The sequence below is a fragment of the Olsenella uli genome, assembly GCF_016900775.1.
GTDB classification, from domain to species: Bacteria; Actinomycetota; Coriobacteriia; order Coriobacteriales; family Atopobiaceae; genus Thermophilibacter; species Thermophilibacter uli_A.
Genome location: NZ_JACJKN010000021.1, coordinates 23,249 through 44,954 on the forward strand (window position 1 = coordinate 23,249; position 21,706 = coordinate 44,954).

A 21,706-nucleotide genomic window follows, 5' to 3' on the forward strand; every position below is an offset into this window, starting at 1 on the left:
CGTGCCTCTCGTTCTTCTCGCCCGCTAGCGCGCGAGCTCCCCCGCCGCGGCGCGGAGCTCGTCCACGCGGTCCGTGCGCTCCCAGGTGAACTCGGGCAGCTCGCGGCCGAAGTGGCCGTAGGCGGCGGTCTTCTCGAAGATGGGGCGGCGCAGGTCGAGGTCGCGGATGATGGCGCCCGGGCGCAGGTCGAAGACCCTCTCCACGGCCGCCTCGACCACCGCGTCGTCGACGCAGCCGGTGCCGAAGGTGTCAACCATCACGGAGAGCGGGTGGGAGACGCCGATGGCGTAGGCCAGCTGCACCTCGCAGCGGTGCGCGAGGCCCGCGGCCACCACGTTCTTGGCCACCCAGCGCGCGGCGTAGGCCGCCGAGCGGTCCACCTTGGTGCAGTCCTTGCCGGAGAAGCAGCCGCCGCCGTGGCGGCCCATGCCGCCGTAGGTGTCCACGATGATCTTGCGGCCGGTGAGGCCGGTGTCGCCCATGGGGCCGCCCACCACGAAGCGGCCGGTGGGGTTCACGTAGACGTCGGCGTTGTGCCACTCGATGCCCACCATGTCCATCACGGGCGCGATCACGTAGTCGACCATGTCCGCCTTGACGGTGGCCATGTCCTCGATGGAGGCGTCGTGCTGGGTGGAGACCACGATGGCCGTGACCTCCACGGGGACGTCGTCCTCGTAGCGGACGGTCACCTGGGTCTTGCCGTCCGGGCGCAGGTAGGGCACCTGGCCGTTCCTGCGGACCTCCGTGAGGCGCTCGGCCATGCGGCTTGCCAGGTAGTGCGGCATGGGCATGAGGACGGGGGTCTCGTCGGTAGCGTAGCCGAACATCATGCCCTGGTCGCCCGCGCCCACGAGGTCGATGGGGTCGGTGGTGCGGCCAGCCTGGGCGTCGAAGGACTCGTCGACGCCGGCGGCGATGTCGGGGCTCTGCTCGTGGATGAGGTTGAGGACGCCGCAGGTGTCGGCGTCGAAGCCGAACTTGGCGCGCGTGTAGCCGATGCGGCGGATGACGTCGCGGGCGATCTTCTGCACGTCGAGGTAGGCCTCGGTGCGAATCTCGCCGGCGATGATCACGGTGCCCGTGGTCACGAAGGTCTCGCACGCGCAGCGGACGTTGTCCACGTTGGCCGCCACGCCCGAGGGCGAGACGTAGCCGGCCTCCTGGAGCTCGGCCTCCTTGGCGAGAAGCGCGTCCAGGATGGCGTCCGAGACCTGGTCGCAGATCTTATCCGGGTGGCCCTCCGTCACGCTCTCCGAGGTGAAGAGGTAGCTGCGGGGCGAGGTGGAACGATGGGATGACGACATGTCGGTCCTTCTTCCGCTTTCGGGGCGGCCGTTGCCATTCCGCCCCTCCCAATACAAATGCCTAGTGATGATACCCCGCAGGCGCGGCGGTCATGCGGGCATGGCGGCGAAGGCGCGGGAAGTCCACGTCCTTCTCGCCGGCCCTTCTCGCCGGCCCTTCTCGCCGCGCGGAACCGTGCGCCACGGCATGCTCGGCAGGCGCGGATGGCGAGAAGGACGTGCCCTCCCCGCCCGCGAGCATGCCGCATGTGCCAGCATGCCCATGCGCACGGAATCGGGCCCCGGAGGCGAGAAACCGTGCGTGGGGGCATGCTCGGCAACGTGGCTACGGCGGCGGCGTGGCTACGGCGGCGGCGTGCCGCAGCGGCCGCCTGCGGGTCAGCCGAGGAAGACGGCGCGGCCGCGCTCCGTGCCCACGCCGGAGAGCGCGAGGTCCAGGATCCTCCGGGCGAGCCCCTCCACGCCCTCGGGCGCGCCGGCGGGGGCAACGTGCTCGAAGACCAGGAAGGCGCCGGCCACCGCGGCCGCGGCAAGGCGGCTGTCGGCGTCCTCGCGGACGAGCCCCTCCCCCTTGGCGCGCTCGAGCTGGGCCGTGAGGATGGCGAGGACGCGCGCGAGCCGCGGACCCTCCACGGCCGCGGCGCCCGTCGCGCCCGACCCGGAGCCGAGCATCGCGAGCATGAGGGGGCCGCCGGGGCGCAGGGCCTCGGCGAGCGCGCGCACGAGCCCGAGGATCGAGTCGGCCGCCGAGGGGGCCTGTGCCACGACGCGCTCCACGGCGTCGACGAGCGCCTCGACCGAGCGGTCCAGCACGGCGCGGACGAGCTCGCCCTTGTCGGCGAAGTAGTAGTAGAGCGAGCCCTTCGACATCTCGCAGCGGGCCGAGACCTCCATCATCTGGAAGTCCGTGCCGCCGCGCTCCACCATGAGCTCCGCCGCGGCCTCCATGATCTTCTCGCGCGTCACCGCGCTCTTGCGGGTCCTCGCCTCCGCCCGGCCTCCCCTGACGACCATGTGCACCTCCTTCTCCTCCGTCCGCTAGGGCCGCACTGCCTAAAAGGGGCCCGTCCCCTTTTAGGCGAGTACCCCTCCTCCGTCCGCCGGGGACTGCCCCCTCTAGCATCCTACCATCCATGCGCTATTTTTGAGCTTGATTCAAAAATATTGGACGCGCGTGTATAGTTTCGACCGGGCGGGAAACAAGAGAAGCCGCGGGCCCGGTAGCCCGCCCGACGGTCGAGTGACGGTTTTTGGACGGACGGGGCCCCGGAAACGGCCTCGTTTGTCCGAAACCCGTCACCCGGCCGGACAGACCCGCCCGGAGGACCAGAGGAGATCGCCAAGCATGCGCACCGTCATCCGAATATTCGCCCGCGACCTGAGGAGGCTCCTCGCGAGCCCCGCCGCGGTCGTGATCGCCGTGGGGGTCTGCGTCATACCCTCCGTCTACGCGTGGCTCAACATCCTCGCCAACTGGGACCCGTACGAGAACACGGGCACGGTCCCCGTGGCGGTGGCCGAGCTCGACCGGGGGGCGGACGTCCCCGGGATGGGCCCCACGGACGCGGGCGACATGGTCCGCCAGCGCCTCGAGGAGAACGACCAGCTGGGCTGGACGTTCGTCGACAGCGAGGAGGACGCGCTCGAGGGCGTGCGCTCGGGGCGCTACTTCGCGGCCTTCGTCATCCCCGAGGACTTCACCGCCACGCTCGCGGGCGTGCTCGACGGGCGCACCGAGCCCGCGCGCGTGGGCTACTACGTCAACGAGAAGGCAAACGCCGTGGCGCCCAAGGTCACGGACACCGGCGCCACCACGCTCGAGACCCAGATCGCGCAGGAGTTCGTCAGCGTGGCGGGAGAGACGGTGACCGAGCGGCTCCAGGGCGCCGTGCGCGAAGCGACGGACGCCGCCGGCGCCGCGTCCGAAGGCGCCGCGGCCGACCTGCGCGACGTCGGCGGCCGCCTCGGCGGGCTCGCCGACGTGCTCGAGGCGGCGCGCGGCGACGTCGCCTCCGCGCGCGGGGCCGTGGGTGACGCGCGCTCCGCCGTGGCGGAGGCCGGCAGGGCCGCGAGCTCCCTCGCCGGGTCCCTCGACGCGGCGCTCGGGACGCTCGGTCAGGCGCGCGGGCGGGCGCGGACCCTCGCGGGCGACCTCTCCGCCGCGCTCGGGACGGGCGCAGGCGCGCTCGCCGACCTCTCCTCGACCGCGAGCCACGACATCGGCGCCATAGCCGGGGACGTGGGCTGGGCGCAGGGGCGCGCGCAGGCGGCCATCTCGCAGATCCGCGCCGCCAACGACACCGTGGGCAGCATGCTGGGGACGCTCGGATCCGCCCTGGACGAGCTCTCCGCCGCCGGCCCCTCGGACGGGGCGGCGGCCGAGCTTCGCGACCGCGTGGTCGAGGACCTGCGCTCCGCCCTCGCAGACCTCGAGCGGCTCTCCGCCGACCAGGCCTCCGAGCTCGACGAGCTGGAGGCCGCCTCCCGGGAGGTCGCCGCCGGGGCGGACGCGATGGGCAGCCTCGCCGGGGAGGTGAACGACGCCGTGCAGGCGGGCGCCTCCTCGCTGGAGGGGCTCCGCTCCCAGGTGGCGCAGGACGCCTCGCCCCAGCTCTCCGCCGCGCTCGACGAGCTCGCGGACGCCGGCGGGCGCGTGGCGGGCGGCGTCTCCGCGCTCGGCCCGATGACGGGCCAGGCGGACGGCACGCTCGCGCAGCTCGACGCCCTTCTCGCCCAGTGCGACGCCACGCTCGACCGGGCCGCCTCGGGCCTGCGCGACGCGGCAGGCACCGCGGACGGCCTCGCCGACGACCTCGCGGCCGTTTCGGGGGCCTCCGACTCCGCCGCCGTGAGCGGCCTGCTCGCGCTCGACCCCGCGTCCGCGGGCTCGGCGCTCGGCTCGCCCGTCGAGATGGTGGACGAGCCCGTCTTCCCCGTCGCCAACTACGGCTCGGGCGTGGCGCCCTTCTACACCAACCTCGCCCTCTGGGTGGGCGGGTTCGTCCTCGTGGCCGTCTACAAGCTCGAGGTCGACCGCGAGGACCTCGACGCGGCCGAGGTGACGCCCACCCAGGCGTTCTTCGGCCGCTGGCTGCTGCTCGCCCTGCTCGGGCAGGTGCAGGCGCTCGTCTGCTGCGTGGGCGACGTGGCGCTCGGCATCCAGTGCGTCAGCCCCGCGGCCTTCGTGCTGGCGGGGATGGTAGCCTCGCTCGTCTACGTGTTCGTCGTCTACGCGCTGGCGGCGGCCCTCAAGCACGTGGGGAAGGCCCTCGGCGTGCTGCTCGTGGTCCTGCAGATCCCCGGCGCGTCGGGGCTCTACCCCATCCAGATGCAGCCCGACTTCTTCCGCGCGCTCGGGCCGTGGCTGCCCTTCACCTACGGCATCAACGCCATGCGCGAGGCCGTCGCGGGCTTCTATGACGGCTACTACGCGCGCAACCTGCTGGTCCTTCTCGCCTTCGCACTGCCGGCGCTGCTGCTCGGCGTGGCAGCACGCCGCCGGCTGGCGGGCGTGAACGCCCTCTTTGACCGGAGCCTCGCCCGGACGGACCTCCTCATCGCCGACCACCCCGCCGCGTGGGGCGAGAAGGACGAGGGGCTCCTCGCGTCCGTCGTGGACGCGCTCGCCACCTCCCCGGGCCACCGGGAGGCCTTCCTCGCCCGGGCCGCGCGCTTCGAGCTCGCGTACCCGCGGCTCGTGCGACGGGGCGTGGCGGCGCTGCTGGCCGTGCCGCTGGTCCTTCTCGCCCTGCTCTTCGTGACGCCCGCGAAGTTCGCGCCGCTCGTGCTGTGGGTGCTCTCGCTCGTGGCCGCAAGCGCGTACCTCATCGGCGTCGAGTACGCGCACGACCGGATCGCGCGCAGAGGCGAGCTGGCGCGGATGGGGACCGACGAGCTCGTAAGGCTCGTCGAGGACATGAGAGGGGGCGATGTGCGATGAGGGCGATCTGGGCCTTTCTGCGCCGCGACGCGCGGCACGCGGTCTCGAGCGCGATCGCGCTCGTCGTGCTTGCGGGGATCGTGGCCGTGCCGTCGTTCTACGCGTGGTTCAACATCGCCGGCAGCTGGGACCCCTACGGCAACACGAGGAACCTCCGCGTGGCCGTGGCCAACGAGGATGCCGGCTACGAGGGGAGCCTCCTTCCCATGAGGGTCAACATGGGCGAGCGCGTGGTGTCCGACCTGCGCGCGTCCGAGTCGATCGGCTACGAGGTCACCTCCGCGGACGACGCCGTCGAGGGCGTGCGCTCCGGCGCGTACTTCGCCGCGATCGTGATCCCGGAGGACTTCTCGCGCGACATGATGGGCGTCCTCTCCGGGGACTCCGCCCGGCCGCAGGTGAGCTTCTACCAGAACGAGAAGGAGAACGCCATCGCCACGATCGTGACGGACAAGGCGTCGTCCGCCGCGCAGGCGGACATCGACGCGAGCTTCGCGCGGTCGGTCGCGAGCGTGGGCGCGGGCGTGCTCGACGAGCTCTCCCGCGCGCTCGACGACGACGGCGTCACCTCGCTCGCCGCGCGGCTCGGATCGGCCGTGGCCGACGCGGAGGACGCGCTCGCCGGCACGGCCAACGACGTGCATGGGTACTCCGAGCTGCTCGCCTCGACGCGGGGGCTTCTCGGCAGCGGGGCGGACGCGGCCGAGTCGGCGCTCTCCCCCGCCGCCGGGGCGGGCGACGCGCTGCGCGAGACGGCCTCCGGGCTCGCGGGCGCGGGGTCCGCGATCGACGGCGCGGCGACGTCCGTCGAGGGGGCGCTCGCGTCCGCCGGGGCGGGCCTCGACGGCGTGGACGACGCCATCGAGGGCGCGCTCTCCGCGGCGGGGGCGCAGTCGGCGCGCGTCCGCGGCCTGCTCGACGACGCGCGGGCCACAGCGGACGGGCAGGCCACCTCGCTCGACGCGCTCGCGTCCGCGCTCAGCGAGCAGGACGCGCTCATGGGCCAGCTCGAGGGGATGCTCCCCGAGGGCGCCGCGCGCGACCGGGTGGCGGCGGCACGCGAGCGCGTGCAGGGGCTCGCCGAACGCGCGACGCAGGCGGCCGAGGAGATGCGCGAGCTCTCGCAGGGCCTCCAGCGCACCATGGCCGACCTCGACGCGGGCACGGCCGACGCCGAGGCGGCGCGCCAGGAGCTCGCGGGGCTCATCGGCGAGGCGCGCGCGGCGCTCGACGAGGTGCGCGGCTCCTACGACGCCGACGTGCGCGGCACGCTCGAGGAGCTCGCGACGCAGGTCGGCGACGCCGCGGCGCAGGCGGACGCCGTGCAGGGGAGCCTCTCGGCGGCGCTCTCCTCCGCACGCGACGCCGCGCAGGGCGCCGAGGGCACGCTCGGCGACGCGCAGGCCTCGCTCGACGAGACGGCGGACGCCATCGAGAAGAGCGCCGGTCGGCTGGGCGACCTGCGCGAGCGCCTCTCCGCGGCGCTAGCCTCCGGCGACGTCGCGCAGGTCCGCAACGTGCTCGCCGCCGACCCCACCGAGCTCGCCGACTTCGTCGCGGCGCCGGTCAATGTGGAGCGCACGGCCGTCTTTCCCGTGGAGAACAACGGGTCGGCCATGGCCCCCTTCTACACCACGCTCGCCATCTGGATCGGGGGCGTCGTGCTCTGCGCGCTCGTGCGGGCCACCCCCTCGGACGAGGCGCTCTCCGAGACCGGCTGCTCGCATGCGCAGGCCTACGTGGGGAGGCTTCTGCTCTTCTGCGCGGTCGGGCTCGCCCAGGCGGCGCTCATCTGCGGGGGCGACCTCTTCTACCTGGGCGTGCAGTGCGAGCACCCGTGGCTGTTCCTCCTCGTGTGCCTGGCGTCCTCGCTCGTGTACGTGAACCTGATCTTCTCGCTCACGGCGTCCTTCGGCGACGTGGGCAAAGCCGTGGCCGTGGTGCTCATGGTGGTCCAGGTGGCGGGGTCGGGCGGCACCTTCCCGCCCCAGATGCTGCCTCCCGCCTTCCAGGCCGTCTACGCGTGGCTGCCCTTCGTCCACAGCGAGAACGCCATGCGCGCGGCGATGTTCGGCATCTGGGAGGGCGACGTCTGGCGCGAGCTGGCGGTCCTTCTCGCCTACCTCGTTCCGGCCCTGCTCCTGGGCCTGGTGCTCCGCCGCCCGGTGATTCGCCTCAACGAGCGCCTGGAGGAGCGCCTGGAGGAGACCCGCCTCATGTGAGCGCCGGGCACCGCCGGCCGCGCGACATCCCGTACGGGCTCTTGCCCCGCCTCGGCCGCGCAATCAGGCCCTTGGTGCGAAAAAACGGCGCGCCCTTGCGCAACCGGCCCCTTGGTGCGAAGGGTTTTAGGGAATGCCCGGAGTATCCGTCGATGCGCAACAGGCATTTTGCCGGCTGGGCGCGCTCCCGGCAGCCAGAAGTACCGAGATGGCCTGAAAAAGGCTTCGCACCAAGGAGCTGATTGCGCAGAAAAGGCCCCGGGTTTCGCACCAAGGGCCTGATTGCGCTCGCATCGGCCCCCTCTCCTTGGAAGGGGCCGCAGCGCCGTCTCCCGGAAAGGCACGAGCTGCAGCGATATGGCGGGGCGCGCTATACTGAGTGCGTATGTGACAAGCGGCTCCACCGAGAGGAATCCCATGGCTGACACCCCCGTGCGCGTGCGCTTTGCGCCCTCCCCCACCGGCAAGCTCCACGTGGGCGGCGCGCGCACCGCGATCTACAACTGGGCCTTCGCCCGCGCGAACGGCGGCACCTTCATCCTGCGCATCGACGACACCGACCCCACGCGCTCCACCGAGGAGAACACCCAGATCATCCTGCGCGCCATGCGCTGGCTGGGCCTCGACTGGGACGAGGGCCCCGAGGTGGGCGGCGACTATGGCCCCTACTTCCAGACCGAGCGCGCCGAGCTGTACCGCGCCGCCGCACGTCGCCTCTGGGACGAGGGACGCGCCTACCCGTGCTTCTGCACGCCCGAGCAGCTGGCCGCCGACCGCGAGGCCGCCCAGGCGCGCAAGGACCCGTTCCAGGGCTACCAGCGCCGCTGCCGCGACCTCTCGCGCGAGGAGGCGCAGGCGCGCATCGACGCCGGCGAGCCCTACGTCCTGCGCATCAAGGTGCCCGAGGACCGCGGCGACGTCATCGTGCGCGACGCCGTCCACGGCGACGTAACCTTCGCCGCCCGCGAGCTCGACGACTTCGTCATCCAGCGCACCGACGGCACGCCGACCTACAACTTCGCCACCGTGGTGGACGACGCCGCCATGGGCATCACCCACGTCATCCGCGGCGACGACCACCTCTCCAACACCCCGCGCCAGGTCATCGTCTACGAGGCCCTGGGCGCGCCCGTGCCCACCTTCGCGCACATCTCCATGATCCTGGGCGCGGACGGCAAGAAGCTCTCCAAGCGCCACGGTGCCACCAACGTGGAGGAGTACCGCGACGCGGGCTACCTCTCCGACGCCTTCGTGAACTACCTGGCGCTTCTGGGCTGGTCGCTCGACGGCGAGACCACGATCATCCCGCGCGACGTGCTGGCGCGCGAGTTCAGCCTCGACCACGTCTCCAAGAACCCGGCCACCTTCGACCCCAAGAAGCTCGACTGGATCCAGGCGGAGTACATCCGCTCGATGAGCGATCAGCAGTTCGCCGACGAGGTCATGCTGCCGGAGCTCCACGAAGCCGGCGTCATCGGCGGCGACTTCGAGGCCGACGAGGACTGGGTGGACGCGCTCGCCGCCATCGTGAAGCCGCGGACCAAGTTCCCCGCGGATGTGGTCACGGTGACCGCCCCGGTCTTCGCCACGGCCGAGACCCTCGTCTATGACGAGAAGAGCGTCGCCAAGGGCCTCGCCAAGGAGGGCATGGGCGCGGTGCTGGACGCCGCGCGCGAGGCGCTCGCGGCGCTGCCGGAGTGGGGGCCGGCCGCGATCGACGCCGCGCTGGAGCCGCTGCCCGAGGCGCTCGACCTGAAGAAGCGCCTGGTCTTCCAGGCCGTGCGCGTGGCCGTCTGCGGCAACATGGTGTCGCCGCCGCTGGGCGAGACGATGGCGCTCATCGGCCGCGATGACTGCCTCGCCCGCATCGACCGCGCCCGCGCGATGGCGCTGTAGGCGGGCCTGAACCTCCGGTGAAAACGGGCGGGCCCCGGACGCGTTCCCGCATGGGAGCGTCCGGGGCCCGTCCGTTTTTCTTGGCCTACGCTATCGCCCGGCCAGGGCGGGAGGGCCTACTGCTCGGCGCCCTCGCCGGCCGCGACGGCGTCATCGGACCCCGTGACCGCGGCCTCGATCATGGCCGTGAGGCCCGTGACCATCATGTCGACGCTCATGGACGCGGTGCCCTCGCCCATGGACGTGACCTGCTCGGTGGCAAACGGCACGTGCACGAAGCCACCGCGAACGCCGGGGTGGCTCGTGGCGAGGGTGTGCAGCAGGCGGTAGAGGACCTCGTTGCAGCAGAAGGTGCCCGCCGTGTAGGAGACGAAGGCCGGCACGCCCGCGGCGCGCGCGGCGTCGACCATGGCGAAGACCGGCACGGTCGAGAAGTAGGCGTCCGGGCCGTCCTCCACGAGGCGGCCGACGGGCTGGTTGCCCTCGTTGTCCGGGATGCGAGCGTTCGCGAAGTTGATGCCCACGAACTCGGCGGCCATGTGGCTGCGACCGCCCGCCTGACCGATGCAGAGCACCACGTCGGGCCGCTCGGCCTCGATGGCGGCGTCCACCGCGGCGGGGCCCTTCTCAAACACCACGGGAATCTGGACGGTGACCACGTCCGCGCCGGCGATCTTTGCCGGCAGGCGGCGGACCGCCTCGAGCGCGGGGTTGATGGTCGCGCCGTCAAAGGGCTCGAAGCCCGTCACCAGTACCTTCATGAGCATCGCTTCCTTCCGGATCAAACAGGTTCTGACAAAGGTGACAGGGGCAACTGTCATGATGACAATTTGCCCTGTCACCTTTGTCAGGTTAGAGGCCGAAGACGATCATGTAGACAATCTGCACGACGAGCATGATGAGGGCAATCGGCACCTGCTTCTTGATGACGCCGTAAGAGTCCTTCATCTCGAGGATTGCCACCGGAACGATGTTGAAGTTCGCGGCCATGGGCGTCATGAGCGTGCCGCAGAAGCCGCAGGTGAGCGCCACCGAGCCGATGAGGGCCGGGTCCGCGCCGAGCGAGAGCACGAACGGCGCGCCAATGCCCACGGTCATGACCGTGATGGCGCCATACGCGTTGCCCATGACCATGGTGAAGACGGCCATGCCGATCGCGTAGACGATGATGCCCACGACGGCGTTGCCCTCGGGGATGATGCCCGAGACGAGCGTGGAGATCACGTCGCCCACGCCGGCGGCGGTGAAGATCGAGCCGAGCGCGGCGAGAAGGACGGGAAGCATCGAGAGCGGGCCCACGGTGTCGAGCATGCGGCGCGTGTCGTCGAGGAAGACGCGCGGGGTGTTCTTGCGCGAGAAGGCCATGAGCAGGATGCCGCCCACCACGACGCCGAAGGTGAGGCCCACGAGCGAGCTGATGTTGGTGAACAGGGCAAAGACGAGGGCCATCACGCCGAGAGAGAGGGCGGGGACGAAGATCTTCATGCCGATCTTCTCGTAGTTCCCCTGCATCTCGTCCTGCGTGGGCGCGCCGCCGGAGCCGCGGCCGACCTGCTGCAGGATGGGCGGCAGCACCATGATGACCACCATGACGCCCGCCACGGTGGTGGGGATCCAGCGGCCCACGATGAACAGGATGCCGAGCACGCACCAGAAGAGGGCCGTGCCCATGCGCTTCTCGTTGGACTGGTCCATGGCGTTGCGGACGCCCGCGTAGAACGCCACGAGGCCGATGAGGATGTAGACGACCTCGAGGAGCTTGTCGGACAGCGTGACGTCGGCGCTCTGGAAGAACTGGAGGAACTCCATCATGCGTCCTCACCGCCCTTCTCCGACGCGCCGTCCTCGCCGGCCGCGGGGTCCTCGTAGGTGGACGACCCGGTCGCCTTGATGACGCGCGCGCGGCGCTTCATGAGCCGGCGGTCGATCACGTTGTAGTAGATGACGGCAACGACCATCGCGACGATGGCGACCGGAATCTGCACGGCGGCGAGGTCGGCGAGGTTGACGTCGTAGCCGAGGCCGGCAAGCGTGCCCTGGACGAGCAGGCCGCCGGACCCGCCGATGAAGAGCACCTGCCCGAAGAACCACGCCACGTTGTCGATGCCCGCCGAGATGCCCTTGAGCTCCTCGAGGTGCTTCTCGTCGATCTTCTTGCCGTCGCGCTCCACGGCGGCCTGCTCCATCGGCATGACGACCGGGCGGATGAAGCCGGCCACGCCGCCGAAGTTGACGTTGAAGGCCGCAAAGAGCACGCGCACGACGCCGTAGGCGGAGACGATGATGCCCGCCGAGGCGTTCTTGAGCTTCTGGATGAGCGCCGCCGCTGCCTGACGCAGGCCGTTTCTCTCGAGCGTGCCCGTGATCACGAACGTCATGATGAAGATGCACATACTGCGGTTGGAGACGAAGCTCGTGCCGAGGGTGTCCAGGAACGCCACCGGGTCCATGCCGCCCACCACGGCGGTCGCGACGGCGGCCACCATGATGATGAGGATGGAGTCGAGCTTCAGCGCGAAGCCCACGACGACGATGACGATTCCCAGGAGCTTGAGGAGCTCTGCGGGATCCATCGGGTCCTCCTTCTAAGATAGACAATCCAACTTGGTTATCGTATCCAAGCATCGCTCGCGGCGAGAAGAACGTGCGCAAACGGAAACATCACGGACCCGCGCGGGCGGCGTTGGGTATCCGGGACCGCCGCGGGCCCCTCTCGCCCGCGGCGGCCTCGGATGACAACGCGCCCCGCCGCGCTATGCTAGTCACCAACGCACGCGCCCCCGGAAGGAGCCCCATGGCAGCACAGCCGCAGACCCTCGCCACGACCTCGGCCTTCGAGGTGCTCGGCCCCGTCATGGTGGGGCCCTCCTCGTCCCACACGGCAGGAGCCCTGCGCTGCGCCCGCGTGGCGGCATCGCTCATGGGCGGGCGCGTCGCCCGCGTGCGCTTCACGCTGTGGAACTCCTTCGCGCACACCTACCGCGGCCACGGCACCGACCGCGCGCTCGTGGCCGGCGTGCTCGGGCTGGACACCGACGACGAGCGCATCCGCGACGCCTTCGACCTCGCGCGCGAGGCGGGCCTGGCCTTCGAGTTCGTCGAGGCCGGCGACGACACCTCCGTCCACCCCAACACCGTCGACATCGACCTCGAGGGCGAGTCCGGCGCGCGCTGCCAGGTCCGCGGCGAGAGCCTCGGCGGCGGCAAGATGCGCATCAGCCGCATCAACGGCGTGGGCGTGGACATCACGGGCGCCTACGCCACGCTCTTCGTCTCGCACAAAGACGCCCCCGGCATCCTCGCCTCCCTCACGCACCTGCTTGCGATGGCCGAGGTCAACATCGCCTTCTGCCGCACGTACCGCACCGAGCAGGGCGGGCGCGCGTACTCGGTCTTCGAGACGGACGGCGCGCCGGACGACTCGGTGCTGCCCATGATCCGCCGCATCCGCGACGTGAGCTTCGCCACCTTCATCTCGGTCCCGGGCTCGGCCTCCACGGTCTCCCCCGGCGTCACGGCGGCCGAGCTCTTCGACGACGGCGCGCAGCTGCTGGCCGCCTGCGCCGAGCGAGGGCTCTCCATCGGCGGCGTGATGGCGCTGCGCGAGCGCGGACTCACGGGAGAGGAGCGCGCCGAGGCCTCCATGCGCCGCGTGATCGAGGTCATGCGCGAGGAGACCGCGGCGCCCATCGCCGCGCCGGCCCGCTCGCTCGGCGGCTTCATCGGCGGCGAGGCCAAGCTTCTGGACGCCGGCGCCGCGCGCTGGGCGGGCTCGCTCATGGGGCCCGTGCAGACCGACGCCGTGGCGCGCGCGATGGCCGTACTCGAGCGCTCCGCCGCGATGGGCGTCATCGTGGCCGCCCCCACGGCCGGGTCCGCGGGCGTGGTGCCGGGCAGTGTTCTGGCCGTCGCGGACGCCATCGGCGCGGACGACGACGCCGTGGCCTCCGCCCTCTGGTGCGCCGCCGCCGTGGGCCTCAACATCCAGACGCACGCGTGCGTGGCCGGCGCCGAGGGCGGCTGCCAGGCCGAGGTGGGCTCGGCCGCCGCGATGGCGGCCGCGGCCGTGGTGGAGCTCCTCGACGGCACGCCCGAGCAGGCGCTCTGCGCGGCCTCGCTTGCGATCTCCAACCTGCTGGGGCTCGTCTGCGACCCGGTGGGGGGCCTCGTCGAGGTGCCCTGCCAGGCGAGAAACGCCATCGGCGTCGCGGCCGCCATCTCCTCGGCGCAGCTCGCGCTCTCCGGCGTGCGCTCGCTCGTGCCGTTCGACGAGGTCGTGGCCGCCATGGCCGAGGTCGGCCACGCCCTGCCCTCGCGCCTGCGCGAGACCGCGCGCGGCGGCCTTGCCGCAACCCCCACGGCCCAGGCCGCCTGCGCGGCGTGCGGGGCCTGCGGGCGATAGCCGGCGAGGCGGGGCGCGAGGTTCTTCTCGCCCACTCTTCTCGACGCCGTCCCGACGCCCCCTCAACTTCTCCGGCGAGCATGCCCCCTGGCGCGGACGCGCCCGATTTCGGCATGGTTCCGTGCGCTGGGGCATGCTCGGCGAAAGCGTGCGCCACGGCATGGTCGAGGCCACCGCTGGCGAGAAGAACCCGCTGCGCGAAGCTCGCGAGCATGCCGCCCGGCACAGAACGCCCGAGCATGCCCCATGGCACGGAACCACCCCTCGAACGCGGGATTTCCGTGCGCCACGGCATGCTCGGCGCGACGGGACCCATGACCTCGGCGCAACGAAAAAGGGCCGGACCCGAAAGGCCCGACCCTGAACGTTTGGTAGCCCGTACCAGATTCGAACTGGTGATCTCCGCCTTGAGAGGGCGGCGTCCTGAACCGCTAGACGAACGGGCCATTTGGTAGCCCGTACCAGATTCGAACTGGTGATCTCCGCCTTGAGAGGGCGGCGTCCTGAACCGCTAGACGAACGGGCCACATATGCGATTGTGAGGCAAGCGGCAAATGGCTGGGACTGAGAGAGTCGAACTCCCGTTGACGGAACCAGAATCCGCTGTCCTACCACTAGACGAAGTCCCAATTTGCCACTTCGTGCGCCTCTCAGCGCGGAGAAACACTATACGGCATCCCTCTGCGTCATGCAAGCGAGAATTTTGGAGAAGTTGTGCATGGAAACTTGCCTAAAAGGGGCCTGTCCCCTTTTAGGCATCCCACCGAAGCCAGGCGAGAAGGTCGTCGCGCCTGTTGGGGACCTCCCCCGCCTTGACGGCCTCGAGCAGCTGCGCGAGCACCATGCCCACGCCGGGCCCGGGCTCCACCCCGCGCTCCCGGATCACGTCCGCCCCGCCCACGGCCAGGTCGCGCACGCGCCACACCGCCCCGGCGGAGAGCTCCGCGCGCAGGGTCGCCGTCATGGCGTCGAGCTCCACCGCGTAGCCCATGCACGCAGGGGCCTTGGCCACCGCGTCGGCGCGCTTGAGGTCAAGAAGCGCGAAGGCCAGCGGCCGCGCCTGCCCCGGCGCCGCCGCCTCCAGCTCGGAGAGCATCCGGCGCATGGAGGGGGCCGTCGCGCGGATCTCAAAGTCGTGGAGCAGCACGAGCGCCGCCGCAGCGCGGGTCACCTCCCCGGGCACCGCCAGCCGCCCCATCACGCGGCGCGCCACGCGGGCGCCCTCCCCGGGGTGGCCGAAGAAGTGGCCGCGCCCCGAGACGTCCTCGCTCCAGCAGGCCGGCTTGGCCACGTCGTGCAGGAGCGCCGCCCAGCGCAGCGCGGGCAGCGGGCGGCCCCCGGCGAACTCCTCCACGCCCGCGCAGACGCGCGCCGTGTGCTCGAGCACGTCGTGGGCGTGATAGGGGCTCCTCTGGTCGAAGCCCGCCATCGGCGCGAGCTCGGGCACGGCCGCGGCGAGCACGGCGAACTCGTGGCGCAGCGCCCAGGCGGCTCGCCCCGTGGCGAGGATCCCGTCGAGCTCCTGGCCGATGCGCTCGTGCGCGATCTGGGAGAGCTCGGGCGCGCACGCCTCGAGCGCCGCCTGCGTGGCGGACTCGATCGCGGCGTCAAGCCGGCAGGCGAAGCGCACGGCCCGCAGCACGCGCAGGGCGTCCTCCTCGAGGCGCCTGCGCGGCGTGCCCACCGCGCGGATGACGCGCGCCGCGAGGTCCCTCTCGCCGCCAAAGGGGTCGAGCAGGCCGCGCTCCGGGTGGAACGCCATCGCGTTGACGGTGAAGTCGCGCCGGGCGAGGTCCTCGCGCACGTCCGTGACAAAGCGCACCTCGTCCGGGTGGCGGCGGTCGGAGTAGCCGCCCTCCACGCGGTAGGTGGTGGTCTCCACGGGCCGTCCGTCCACGACGGCCGTGACCGTGCCGTGGGCGGTGCCGGTCTCGTGCACGGCGATCCCGGCCGCGCGCAGCACGCGGGCCGTCTCCTGCCAGGGGGCCGAGGTCGTCACGTCGACGTCATGTCCCGGCCGGCCGAGCAGGGCGTCGCGCACCCAGCCGCCGACGACCCACGCCTCGTAGCCGGCCGCCTCGAGCGCGCCGACCACGCGCCAGGCATAGCCGGGCAGCTCGCGCGCCAGGCGACTCTCGACGTCCGTGCCCATATGCCCCCTCCGCCCGCGGTCCTTCTCGCCACATTCTAGCAGCTCGGCCGGACGCGCCCCGCCCGGGTGCGTACGAGGTTTCAGACCTGATGTTCTTCTCGCCACCGCGCCCACCTGCGGATTTTCCGCAGGGGAGACGATATCAGACCTCGAATCGCGTACGTACCCGGCCCCGGGGTGTACGCACCCGGAGTGCCGCCCCGCTGCAGCGGTGCCGGCGTCCGAGTGCTATGCTCGATGCTGGTCCAATCCGAACAAACGAACGGGAGGTACCGCACCATGGACGAGATGGCATCCGTCACCGCCGACGACCTCGCCTGCGCCCGCGAGGAGTTCTTCTCCGAGCGCGCCAACGTGGTCGCCAAGAACGCCGTGAGCTCCGTCGGCATCCGTGCCGCCGCGCGCGTGCCCGAGGGCGTGGCGAGAAACGCCCTGACCTTCGACGTGGAGGTCACGCAGGGCGAGCGCTGCAACCAGGAGCACTCGGGCCGCTGCTGGATGTTCGCGAGCCTGAACACCATGCGCTACCGCGTCATCAAGAGGTACAACCTCAAGACCTTCGAGCTCAGCCAGGCCTATCCCCTCTTCTGGGACAAGCTCGAGAAGAGCAACTGGTTCTTCGAGAACGTCCTCGACACGCTGGACGAGCCGCTGGACGGCCGCCTCGTGAGCTATCTGCTCGCCGACCCCGTGGGCGACGGCGGTCAGTGGGACATGTTCAAGAGCCTCGTCAGGAAGTACGGCGTGGTCCCCAAGGAGGCCATGCCCGAGACCGCCTGCTCGCGCAACACCCGCGAGATGGACTCCTACCTCACGCGCTACCTGCGCGGCGGCGCCAGGCGCCTGCGCGAGAGCCACGCGGCCGGCGTCGGCGCGGGCGACCTCGCGGCCATGAAGAAGGAGATGATGGGCGACGTCTACCACCTCCTCGTGACCTGCCTCGGCGAGCCGCCCGCGAGCTTTGACGTGCGCCTGCGCGACAAGGACGGCAAGCTGGCGCTCTCCGGCACCTTCACGCCCGGCGCGTTCTTCGACGAGGCCGTGGGCATGGACGTGGACGACTACGTGAGCCTCATCTCCGCCCCCACCGCCGACAAGCCCTTCGGCCACACCTACACCGTGAGCCGCCTGGGCAACGTGGTGGAGGACGGCGGCGTGCGCTACCTCAACCTCCCCATCGAGCGCCTCAAGGAGTGCGCGATCGCGCAGCTGCGCGAGGACCTGCCCGTGTGGTTTGGCTGCGACGTGGGCCAGAGCTACCTGCGCGAGGAGGGCATCATGGACACCGCCGCGCTCGACGTGGACGGCCTTCTCGGCTTCCCGGTGGAGGGCTGCATGGACCGCGCCGAGCGCCTGGACTACGGCGAGTCGCTCATGACCCACGCCATGGTCCTCGAGGGCGTGAACCTGGACAAGGGCGGACGCCCCACGCTCTGGAAGGTGGAGAACAGCTGGGGCAAGGACCATGGCCGCGACGGCTTTGACACCCTCTCCGACGCGTGGTTCGACGAGTACGTCTATCAGGTCGTCGTTGACAAGAAGCACCTGACGGACGAGGAGCGCGCCGCCTACGAGACCGAGGAGCCCCGCGTGCTCGCGCCGTGGGACCCCATGGGCTCGCTCGCGCGCGTCCGCTAAGGGAGGCATCTGACATGACCGACTACTCCGCCGGCGCCATCGCGCCCGCAACCTCCGACGAGCTCGCCGCGTCCTTCTCGGCAGACCGCGCCAACCGCGTGGCGAGAAACGCCGTGACCTCGATGAACGTCCACGCCGTCGCGCGCGACGTCTCGCGCCTGCGCACCTACCACGACACGTTCCGCGTGAGCCGCGTGCGCACGGGCAAGGTCACCAACCAGCGCCACTCCGGCCGCTGCTGGATGTTCTCCGCCTTCAACGTGGCCCGCGCGGCCACGATGGAGCTCCTCGACGTGGACGACTTCGAGTTCTCCCAGGCCTTCGGCTTCTTCTACGACAAGCTCGAGAAGTTCAACGTGGGCCTCGAGTACGTCATCGAGACCGCCGCGCTGCCGCTGGACTCCCGCGAGGTCTCCGGCCTGCTTGAGCACTCGATGGGCGACGGCAACTACTACCCCGCCGCGATGAACATCATCAAGAAGTGGGGCCTCGTGCCCAAGGACGCCATGCCCGAGAGCGCCTGCACCAAGGACGCCGACCAGATGAACGCCCAGCTCGAGCGCCTCTTCCGCAAGAGCGCGATGGAGCTGAGGCGCAGGGCGGCGGCAGGCGCCGGCACGGGCGAGCTGCGCTCCGCCAAGGAGGGCATGGTCGCCGACTGCCACCGCGTGCTGTGCGTCTGCCTCGGCGAGCCGCCCGCCACGATCGACGTCGAGCTCCCCGTGGGCGAGAAGTGCCGCGTGCACGCCTCCAAGCTCGTGGAGCAGGAGGGCGGCCCGGCGGCGGACGGCAAGACGCGGCGCCTGCTCGTGGACCGCGGCATCACGCCCCGCGAGTTCGCCGAGCGCTACGTGCCCTTCGACCCGGACGACTACGTGCAGCTCGTGCACATGCCCGGCGAGAGCCGCCCCTTCGGCCACGCGTTCCACCGGCGCTTCTCGGACACCATGGCCGGCGGGCGGCCGCTCAGGATGCTCAACGTGGGCGTCGAGGTGCTCGAGGACGCCGCCGTGGCGTCGCTCTCCGCGGGCGTGCCCTGCGAGATGGCCTGCGACGTGGCGCAGCAGTTCCCGCGGCACATCGAGGACTTCCCCGGCGTGCTCGCGTGCGACACGATGGACTACGAGGGCCTCTTCGGCGTGGACCTCTCCATGGGCCGCGCCGAGATGATCGACGCGCACGAGACGCGCAACACCCACGCCATGACGTTCCAGGGCGTCGAGCTCGGCGACGACGGGCGCCCCGTGGCCTGGCGGATCGAGAACAGCTGGGGCGAGGATGCCTGCAAGAAGGGCTACCTCGTGGCGAGCGCCGAGTGGTTCCGCACCTACGGCGGCGAGGTTGTCGTGCGGCGCGAGTTCGTGCCGGCAGACGTCCTCGACCTCTGGGACAACGCGCCCGTCGAGGAGGTCGACCCCTGGACCACCGTCGGCCTGGCGATGGCGCCCCGGCTGTAGGCTCTTCTCGCCAGCACGGGTCCTTCTCGCCAGCATGCGTAAGCTCAATTTGCCGGACTTCTTGAGCTACGCGTCCAAAAGTTCAAACCGTCGAATACGTAACGCCGGATTTTGTGGCAAATGCGACCACAGATCCGGCGTTACGCGTTCTCGGCGCATGCGTAAACTCGAATGTCCGGAAAGCCGCGATTGCGCGGCGAGAAGGACGCGGGGTCTAAAAGGCGCCTAAAAGGGGCCTGTCCCCTTTTAGGCGAACTCCGCGAAGCGGGGCTCGCCTGCGCGCGCCAGGTCCTCGCCGTTGGCGAGCTCGCGGGCGGTCGCGAGGAAGCGCCCCTCGTCCCCGGCGCGAAAGACGCAGGAGAGCTGCACGTCCTCGGCGAAGAGCTGGTCCGCCACCTTGCCGCCGCAGTCGGAGACGAGCCGCGCCACGCGGTCGTAGAGGGCGTAGGGGAGCTGCACGGCCACCGGGGTCACGAGCGTCATCTCCACGATGGCGCCGTCCCGCTCGGCGGCGGCGACGGCGGCCTGCGCGGCGGCCGTGTAGGCGCGCACGAGCCCGCCGGGCCCGAGGAGCGTGCCCCCGAAGTAGCGCGTGACCACGCAGCAGACGTCGGCGAGGCCGGCGCCGCGCAGGACCTCGAGGGTGGGCATGCCGGAGGTGCGGCTGGGCTCGCCGTCGTCCGAGCAGCGCTCCCGGCCGTCCGAAAGGATCCACGCGGGGACGTTGTGCCGGGCGTCGTGGTGGCGGGAGCGCACCTCGGCGATGAAGGCCTCCGCGTCCCTCTCTCCCCCCACGCGGGCAAGCTGCGCGATGAAGCGGCTGCGCCGGTCCTCGACCTCGCCCGCGACCTCGACGCCCGCGCGCAGCGTCCGGTAGCCCCCGGGCGCCGAGCCCTCACCGAGCGTCATCGGGCCGTGCGCAGGAGCGCGCTGCCGGCGGCGACGAGCGTGTCGTCGGCGGCGGACGAGACCCGCGAGAACGCGTCGGAGTTGGTGACGGTGACGATCACCGTGTCGTCGATCCCACTGTCCGCCAGCAGCCCGCGGTCGAAGGAGATCGCGGGGTCCCCGGCGCGCACCTGGTCCCCCTTGCCCACGAAGAGGCGAAAGCCCCTCCCGCACAGGCGCACGGAGTCCACGCCCACGTGCAGGAGCACCTCGGCCCCGGACTCCGTCCTCACGAGCAGGGCGTGGCGCGTCTTGACGTCGGCCATGACCGTGCCCGAGACCGGGGAGAACGCCACGGCGGGGCCGTCCGCCTCCCCGCACGGCCTGATGCCCACCCCGGTCCCGAGCATGCCCTGGGCAAAGACCGGGTCCCCCACCCGCTCGAGCGAGACGACGCGGCCCGAGACGGGCGCGCTCACGACCCCGGGGTCGTCCGACGCTCTGACTGGCGAGGGCTTTGCGGCGCGACCGGCGCCTATGGCTTGGAGCAGACCCACGTGCTGAAACCTTTCGTCGAAGGCGTGCCGCCTGGCGGCGCGCCCGCGCCCAGACCCAATGTATTGTAGTCCACCTCATGTCCACAGAAAACCGCCCGAGTCATGCTAGAATCATCGAACGCGAGGTGGGCCAGGCGACCGCGGGGCTTCTCGGCAGCGAGATGCCATGAGGAAAGTCCGGGCTCCACAGGGCAGGATGCCGGCTAACGGCCGGGCGGGGTAACCCGACGGAAAGCGCCGCAGAAAAGAAGACTCCCACTGGCGCCCTCGGGCGTTAAGGGAAAAGCTGAAACGGTGGTGTAAGAGACCACCAGCGTCGCGGCAACGCGGCGGCTTGGCAAGCCCCATCCGGAGCAAACGCAAATAGGAGCGCCATGGTGTGGCCCGCACTGCGCTCGGGTTGCGCGCTAGAGGCGGTCGGTGACGACCGCAGTAGATAAATGGCCGCCCACGACAGAACCCGGCTTACAGGCCCACCTCGCGTGCTGCGCGCCAAGCGCGCCGACGGCGTCGCGCCTCCCAGAATCAGAACATGTGTCCGGCCCCTGTGCTACCCTACTCTCAAACAGACGTTCGGGAGAAGGGGGCCGGATGGACACGCTCGACAAGCTCGGCATACTCGCGGAGGCCGCGCGCTACGACGCGGCCTGCACCTCGTCGGGGGCGATGCGCGCCCCGCGCCAGGGCACGCTCGGCGCCACGCAGCCGGCCGGCTGCTGCCACGCCTTCACGCCGGACGGGCGCTGCGTGACCCTGCTCAAGGTCCTGCTCTCCAACGCCTGCGCCCACGACTGCGCCTACTGCGTCAACCGCAGCTCGGCCTCCTGCGCGCGGGCCACGTTCGCCCCGCGCGAGCTCGCCGAGCTCACGGTGGACTTCTACAAGAGGAACTACGTGGAGGGGCTCTTCCTCTCCTCCGGCGTCCTGGGCACGGCCGACGCCACGACGGAGCGCATGGTCGCCTGCCTGCGCATCTTGCGCGAGGGCCTGCGCTTCAACGGCTACGTGCACGCCAAGGTCATCCCCGGGACGTCGCCCGAGCTCGTGGACGCGCTCGGGCGGCTGGCGGACCGCCTCTCGGTGAACATAGAGCTCCCGAGCGCGACCTCCCTCGAGGCGCTCTGCCCCGAGAAGAGCCGCGACGCCGTGCTGCGCCCCATGGCGCAGATCCGCTCGCGGCGCGCGGACGAGGAGCGGCGCCTGCTCGCGGACGGCGGTGCGCGCCGCGAGCGGATCTGCGCCATGG

At 71.2% G+C, this 21,706-nt stretch carries 15 protein-coding genes, 3 tRNA genes and 1 other RNA gene; 8 read left to right on the forward strand and 11 right to left on the reverse strand.

Going from position 1 to position 21,706, the window contains the following annotated elements; all coding sequences use genetic code 11:
- Positions 1–24: 24 nt before the first annotated feature.
- Both metK and H6A23_RS10580 read right to left on the reverse strand, forming a co-directional pair.
- Positions 25–1,308 (reverse strand): methionine adenosyltransferase, encoded by a 1,284-nt coding sequence (gene metK, locus H6A23_RS10575; protein ID WP_204832140.1) that lies wholly within the window; start codon positions 1,306–1,308, stop codon positions 25–27.
- Positions 1,309–1,686: 378 nt separating this feature from the next.
- Positions 1,687–2,322: a TetR/AcrR family transcriptional regulator gene (locus tag H6A23_RS10580; RefSeq protein ID WP_204832141.1), complete on the reverse strand. Its 636-nt coding sequence runs from the start codon at positions 2,320–2,322 to the stop codon at positions 1,687–1,689.
- 331 nt (positions 2,323–2,653) lie between these two features.
- Between H6A23_RS10580 and H6A23_RS10585 the strand changes: the two genes are divergently transcribed.
- The 3 genes from H6A23_RS10585 (at position 2,654) to gltX (ending at position 9,366) form a co-directional block, all read left to right on the forward strand.
- Complete coding sequence (locus H6A23_RS10585; protein ID WP_204832142.1) at positions 2,654–5,248, forward strand: YhgE/Pip domain-containing protein; 2,595 nt, start codon at positions 2,654–2,656, stop codon at positions 5,246–5,248.
- Complete coding sequence (locus tag H6A23_RS10590; protein ID WP_204832143.1) at positions 5,245–7,470, forward strand: YhgE/Pip domain-containing protein; 2,226 nt, start codon at positions 5,245–5,247, stop codon at positions 7,468–7,470. Before H6A23_RS10585 ends, H6A23_RS10590 begins: the two co-directional genes overlap by 4 nt.
- A 417-nt stretch (positions 7,471–7,887) precedes the next feature.
- Positions 7,888–9,366 (forward strand): glutamate--tRNA ligase, encoded by a 1,479-nt coding sequence (gene gltX / locus H6A23_RS10595; protein ID WP_204832144.1) that lies wholly within the window; start codon positions 7,888–7,890, stop codon positions 9,364–9,366.
- A gap of 116 nt (positions 9,367–9,482) precedes the next feature.
- Here gltX and pcp read toward each other — a convergent pair whose 3' ends face one another.
- From pcp to H6A23_RS10610, 3 genes are all read right to left on the reverse strand, one after another.
- Positions 9,483–10,127 carry a pyroglutamyl-peptidase I gene (gene pcp, locus H6A23_RS10600; RefSeq protein WP_204832145.1) on the reverse strand — a complete coding sequence of 215 codons (645 nt, stop codon included), beginning with the start codon at positions 10,125–10,127 and terminating at the stop codon, positions 9,483–9,485.
- A 91-nt stretch (positions 10,128–10,218) separates the two neighbouring features.
- Positions 10,219–11,175, reverse strand: a complete 957-nt coding sequence (locus H6A23_RS10605) for a DUF979 domain-containing protein (protein WP_286165960.1) — start codon at positions 11,173–11,175, stop codon at positions 10,219–10,221.
- Positions 11,175–11,939: a 5-oxoproline transporter, DUF969 family subunit gene (locus H6A23_RS10610; RefSeq protein WP_204832147.1), complete on the reverse strand. Its 765-nt coding sequence runs from the start codon at positions 11,937–11,939 to the stop codon at positions 11,175–11,177. The genes H6A23_RS10605 and H6A23_RS10610 overlap by 1 nt, the downstream gene beginning before the upstream one ends.
- A 221-nt stretch (positions 11,940–12,160) precedes the next feature.
- On the opposite strand from H6A23_RS10610, the gene sdaAA reads away from it, so the two are divergent.
- Positions 12,161–13,768 (forward strand): L-serine ammonia-lyase, iron-sulfur-dependent, subunit alpha, encoded by a 1,608-nt coding sequence (gene sdaAA / locus H6A23_RS10615; protein WP_204832148.1) that lies wholly within the window; start codon positions 12,161–12,163, stop codon positions 13,766–13,768.
- Positions 13,769–14,137: 369 nt separating this feature from the next.
- Here sdaAA and H6A23_RS10620 read toward each other — a convergent pair.
- From H6A23_RS10620 to H6A23_RS10635, 4 genes are all read right to left on the reverse strand, one after another.
- Positions 14,138–14,214 (reverse strand) — tRNA-Glu (locus tag H6A23_RS10620).
- 3 nt (positions 14,215–14,217) lie between these two features.
- A tRNA-Glu gene (locus H6A23_RS10625) sits at positions 14,218–14,294 on the reverse strand.
- Positions 14,295–14,323: 29 nt separating this feature from the next.
- Positions 14,324–14,397 (reverse strand) — tRNA-Gln (locus tag H6A23_RS10630).
- A gap of 122 nt (positions 14,398–14,519) precedes the next feature.
- Complete coding sequence (locus H6A23_RS10635; RefSeq protein ID WP_204832149.1) at positions 14,520–15,920, reverse strand: CCA tRNA nucleotidyltransferase; 1,401 nt, start codon at positions 15,918–15,920, stop codon at positions 14,520–14,522.
- Positions 15,921–16,199: 279 nt separating this feature from the next.
- Between H6A23_RS10635 and H6A23_RS10640 the strand changes: the two genes are divergently transcribed.
- Positions 16,200–17,558, forward strand: coding sequence for an aminopeptidase C (locus H6A23_RS10640; protein WP_204832150.1), 1,359 nt, complete (start codon positions 16,200–16,202; stop codon positions 17,556–17,558).
- Between the two features lie 14 nt (positions 17,559–17,572).
- Complete coding sequence (locus H6A23_RS10645) at positions 17,573–19,015, forward strand: aminopeptidase C (protein ID WP_204832151.1); 1,443 nt, start codon at positions 17,573–17,575, stop codon at positions 19,013–19,015.
- Between the two features lie 246 nt (positions 19,016–19,261).
- On the opposite strand, the gene H6A23_RS10650 is transcribed toward H6A23_RS10645, so the two are convergent.
- Both H6A23_RS10650 and H6A23_RS10655 read right to left on the reverse strand, forming a co-directional pair.
- Positions 19,262–19,924 (reverse strand): IMPACT family protein, encoded by a 663-nt coding sequence (locus H6A23_RS10650; RefSeq protein ID WP_204832152.1) that lies wholly within the window; start codon positions 19,922–19,924, stop codon positions 19,262–19,264.
- The gene (locus H6A23_RS10655) at positions 19,921–20,382 is read right to left on the reverse strand and encodes a PTS sugar transporter subunit IIA (protein WP_204832153.1); all 462 of its coding nucleotides are present in this window, start codon (positions 20,380–20,382) and stop codon (positions 19,921–19,923) included. Before H6A23_RS10655 ends, H6A23_RS10650 begins: the two co-directional genes overlap by 4 nt.
- 200 nt (positions 20,383–20,582) lie before the next feature.
- Between H6A23_RS10655 and rnpB the strand changes: the two genes are divergently transcribed.
- Together rnpB and H6A23_RS10665 are read left to right on the forward strand one after the other, a co-directional pair.
- Positions 20,583–20,944, forward strand: an RNA gene (gene rnpB, locus H6A23_RS10660) — RNase P RNA component class A.
- 107 nt (positions 20,945–21,051) lie between these two features.
- On the forward strand, positions 21,052–21,706 hold a 655-nt coding region (locus H6A23_RS10665; protein WP_353653066.1), incomplete at its 3' end, for a radical SAM protein.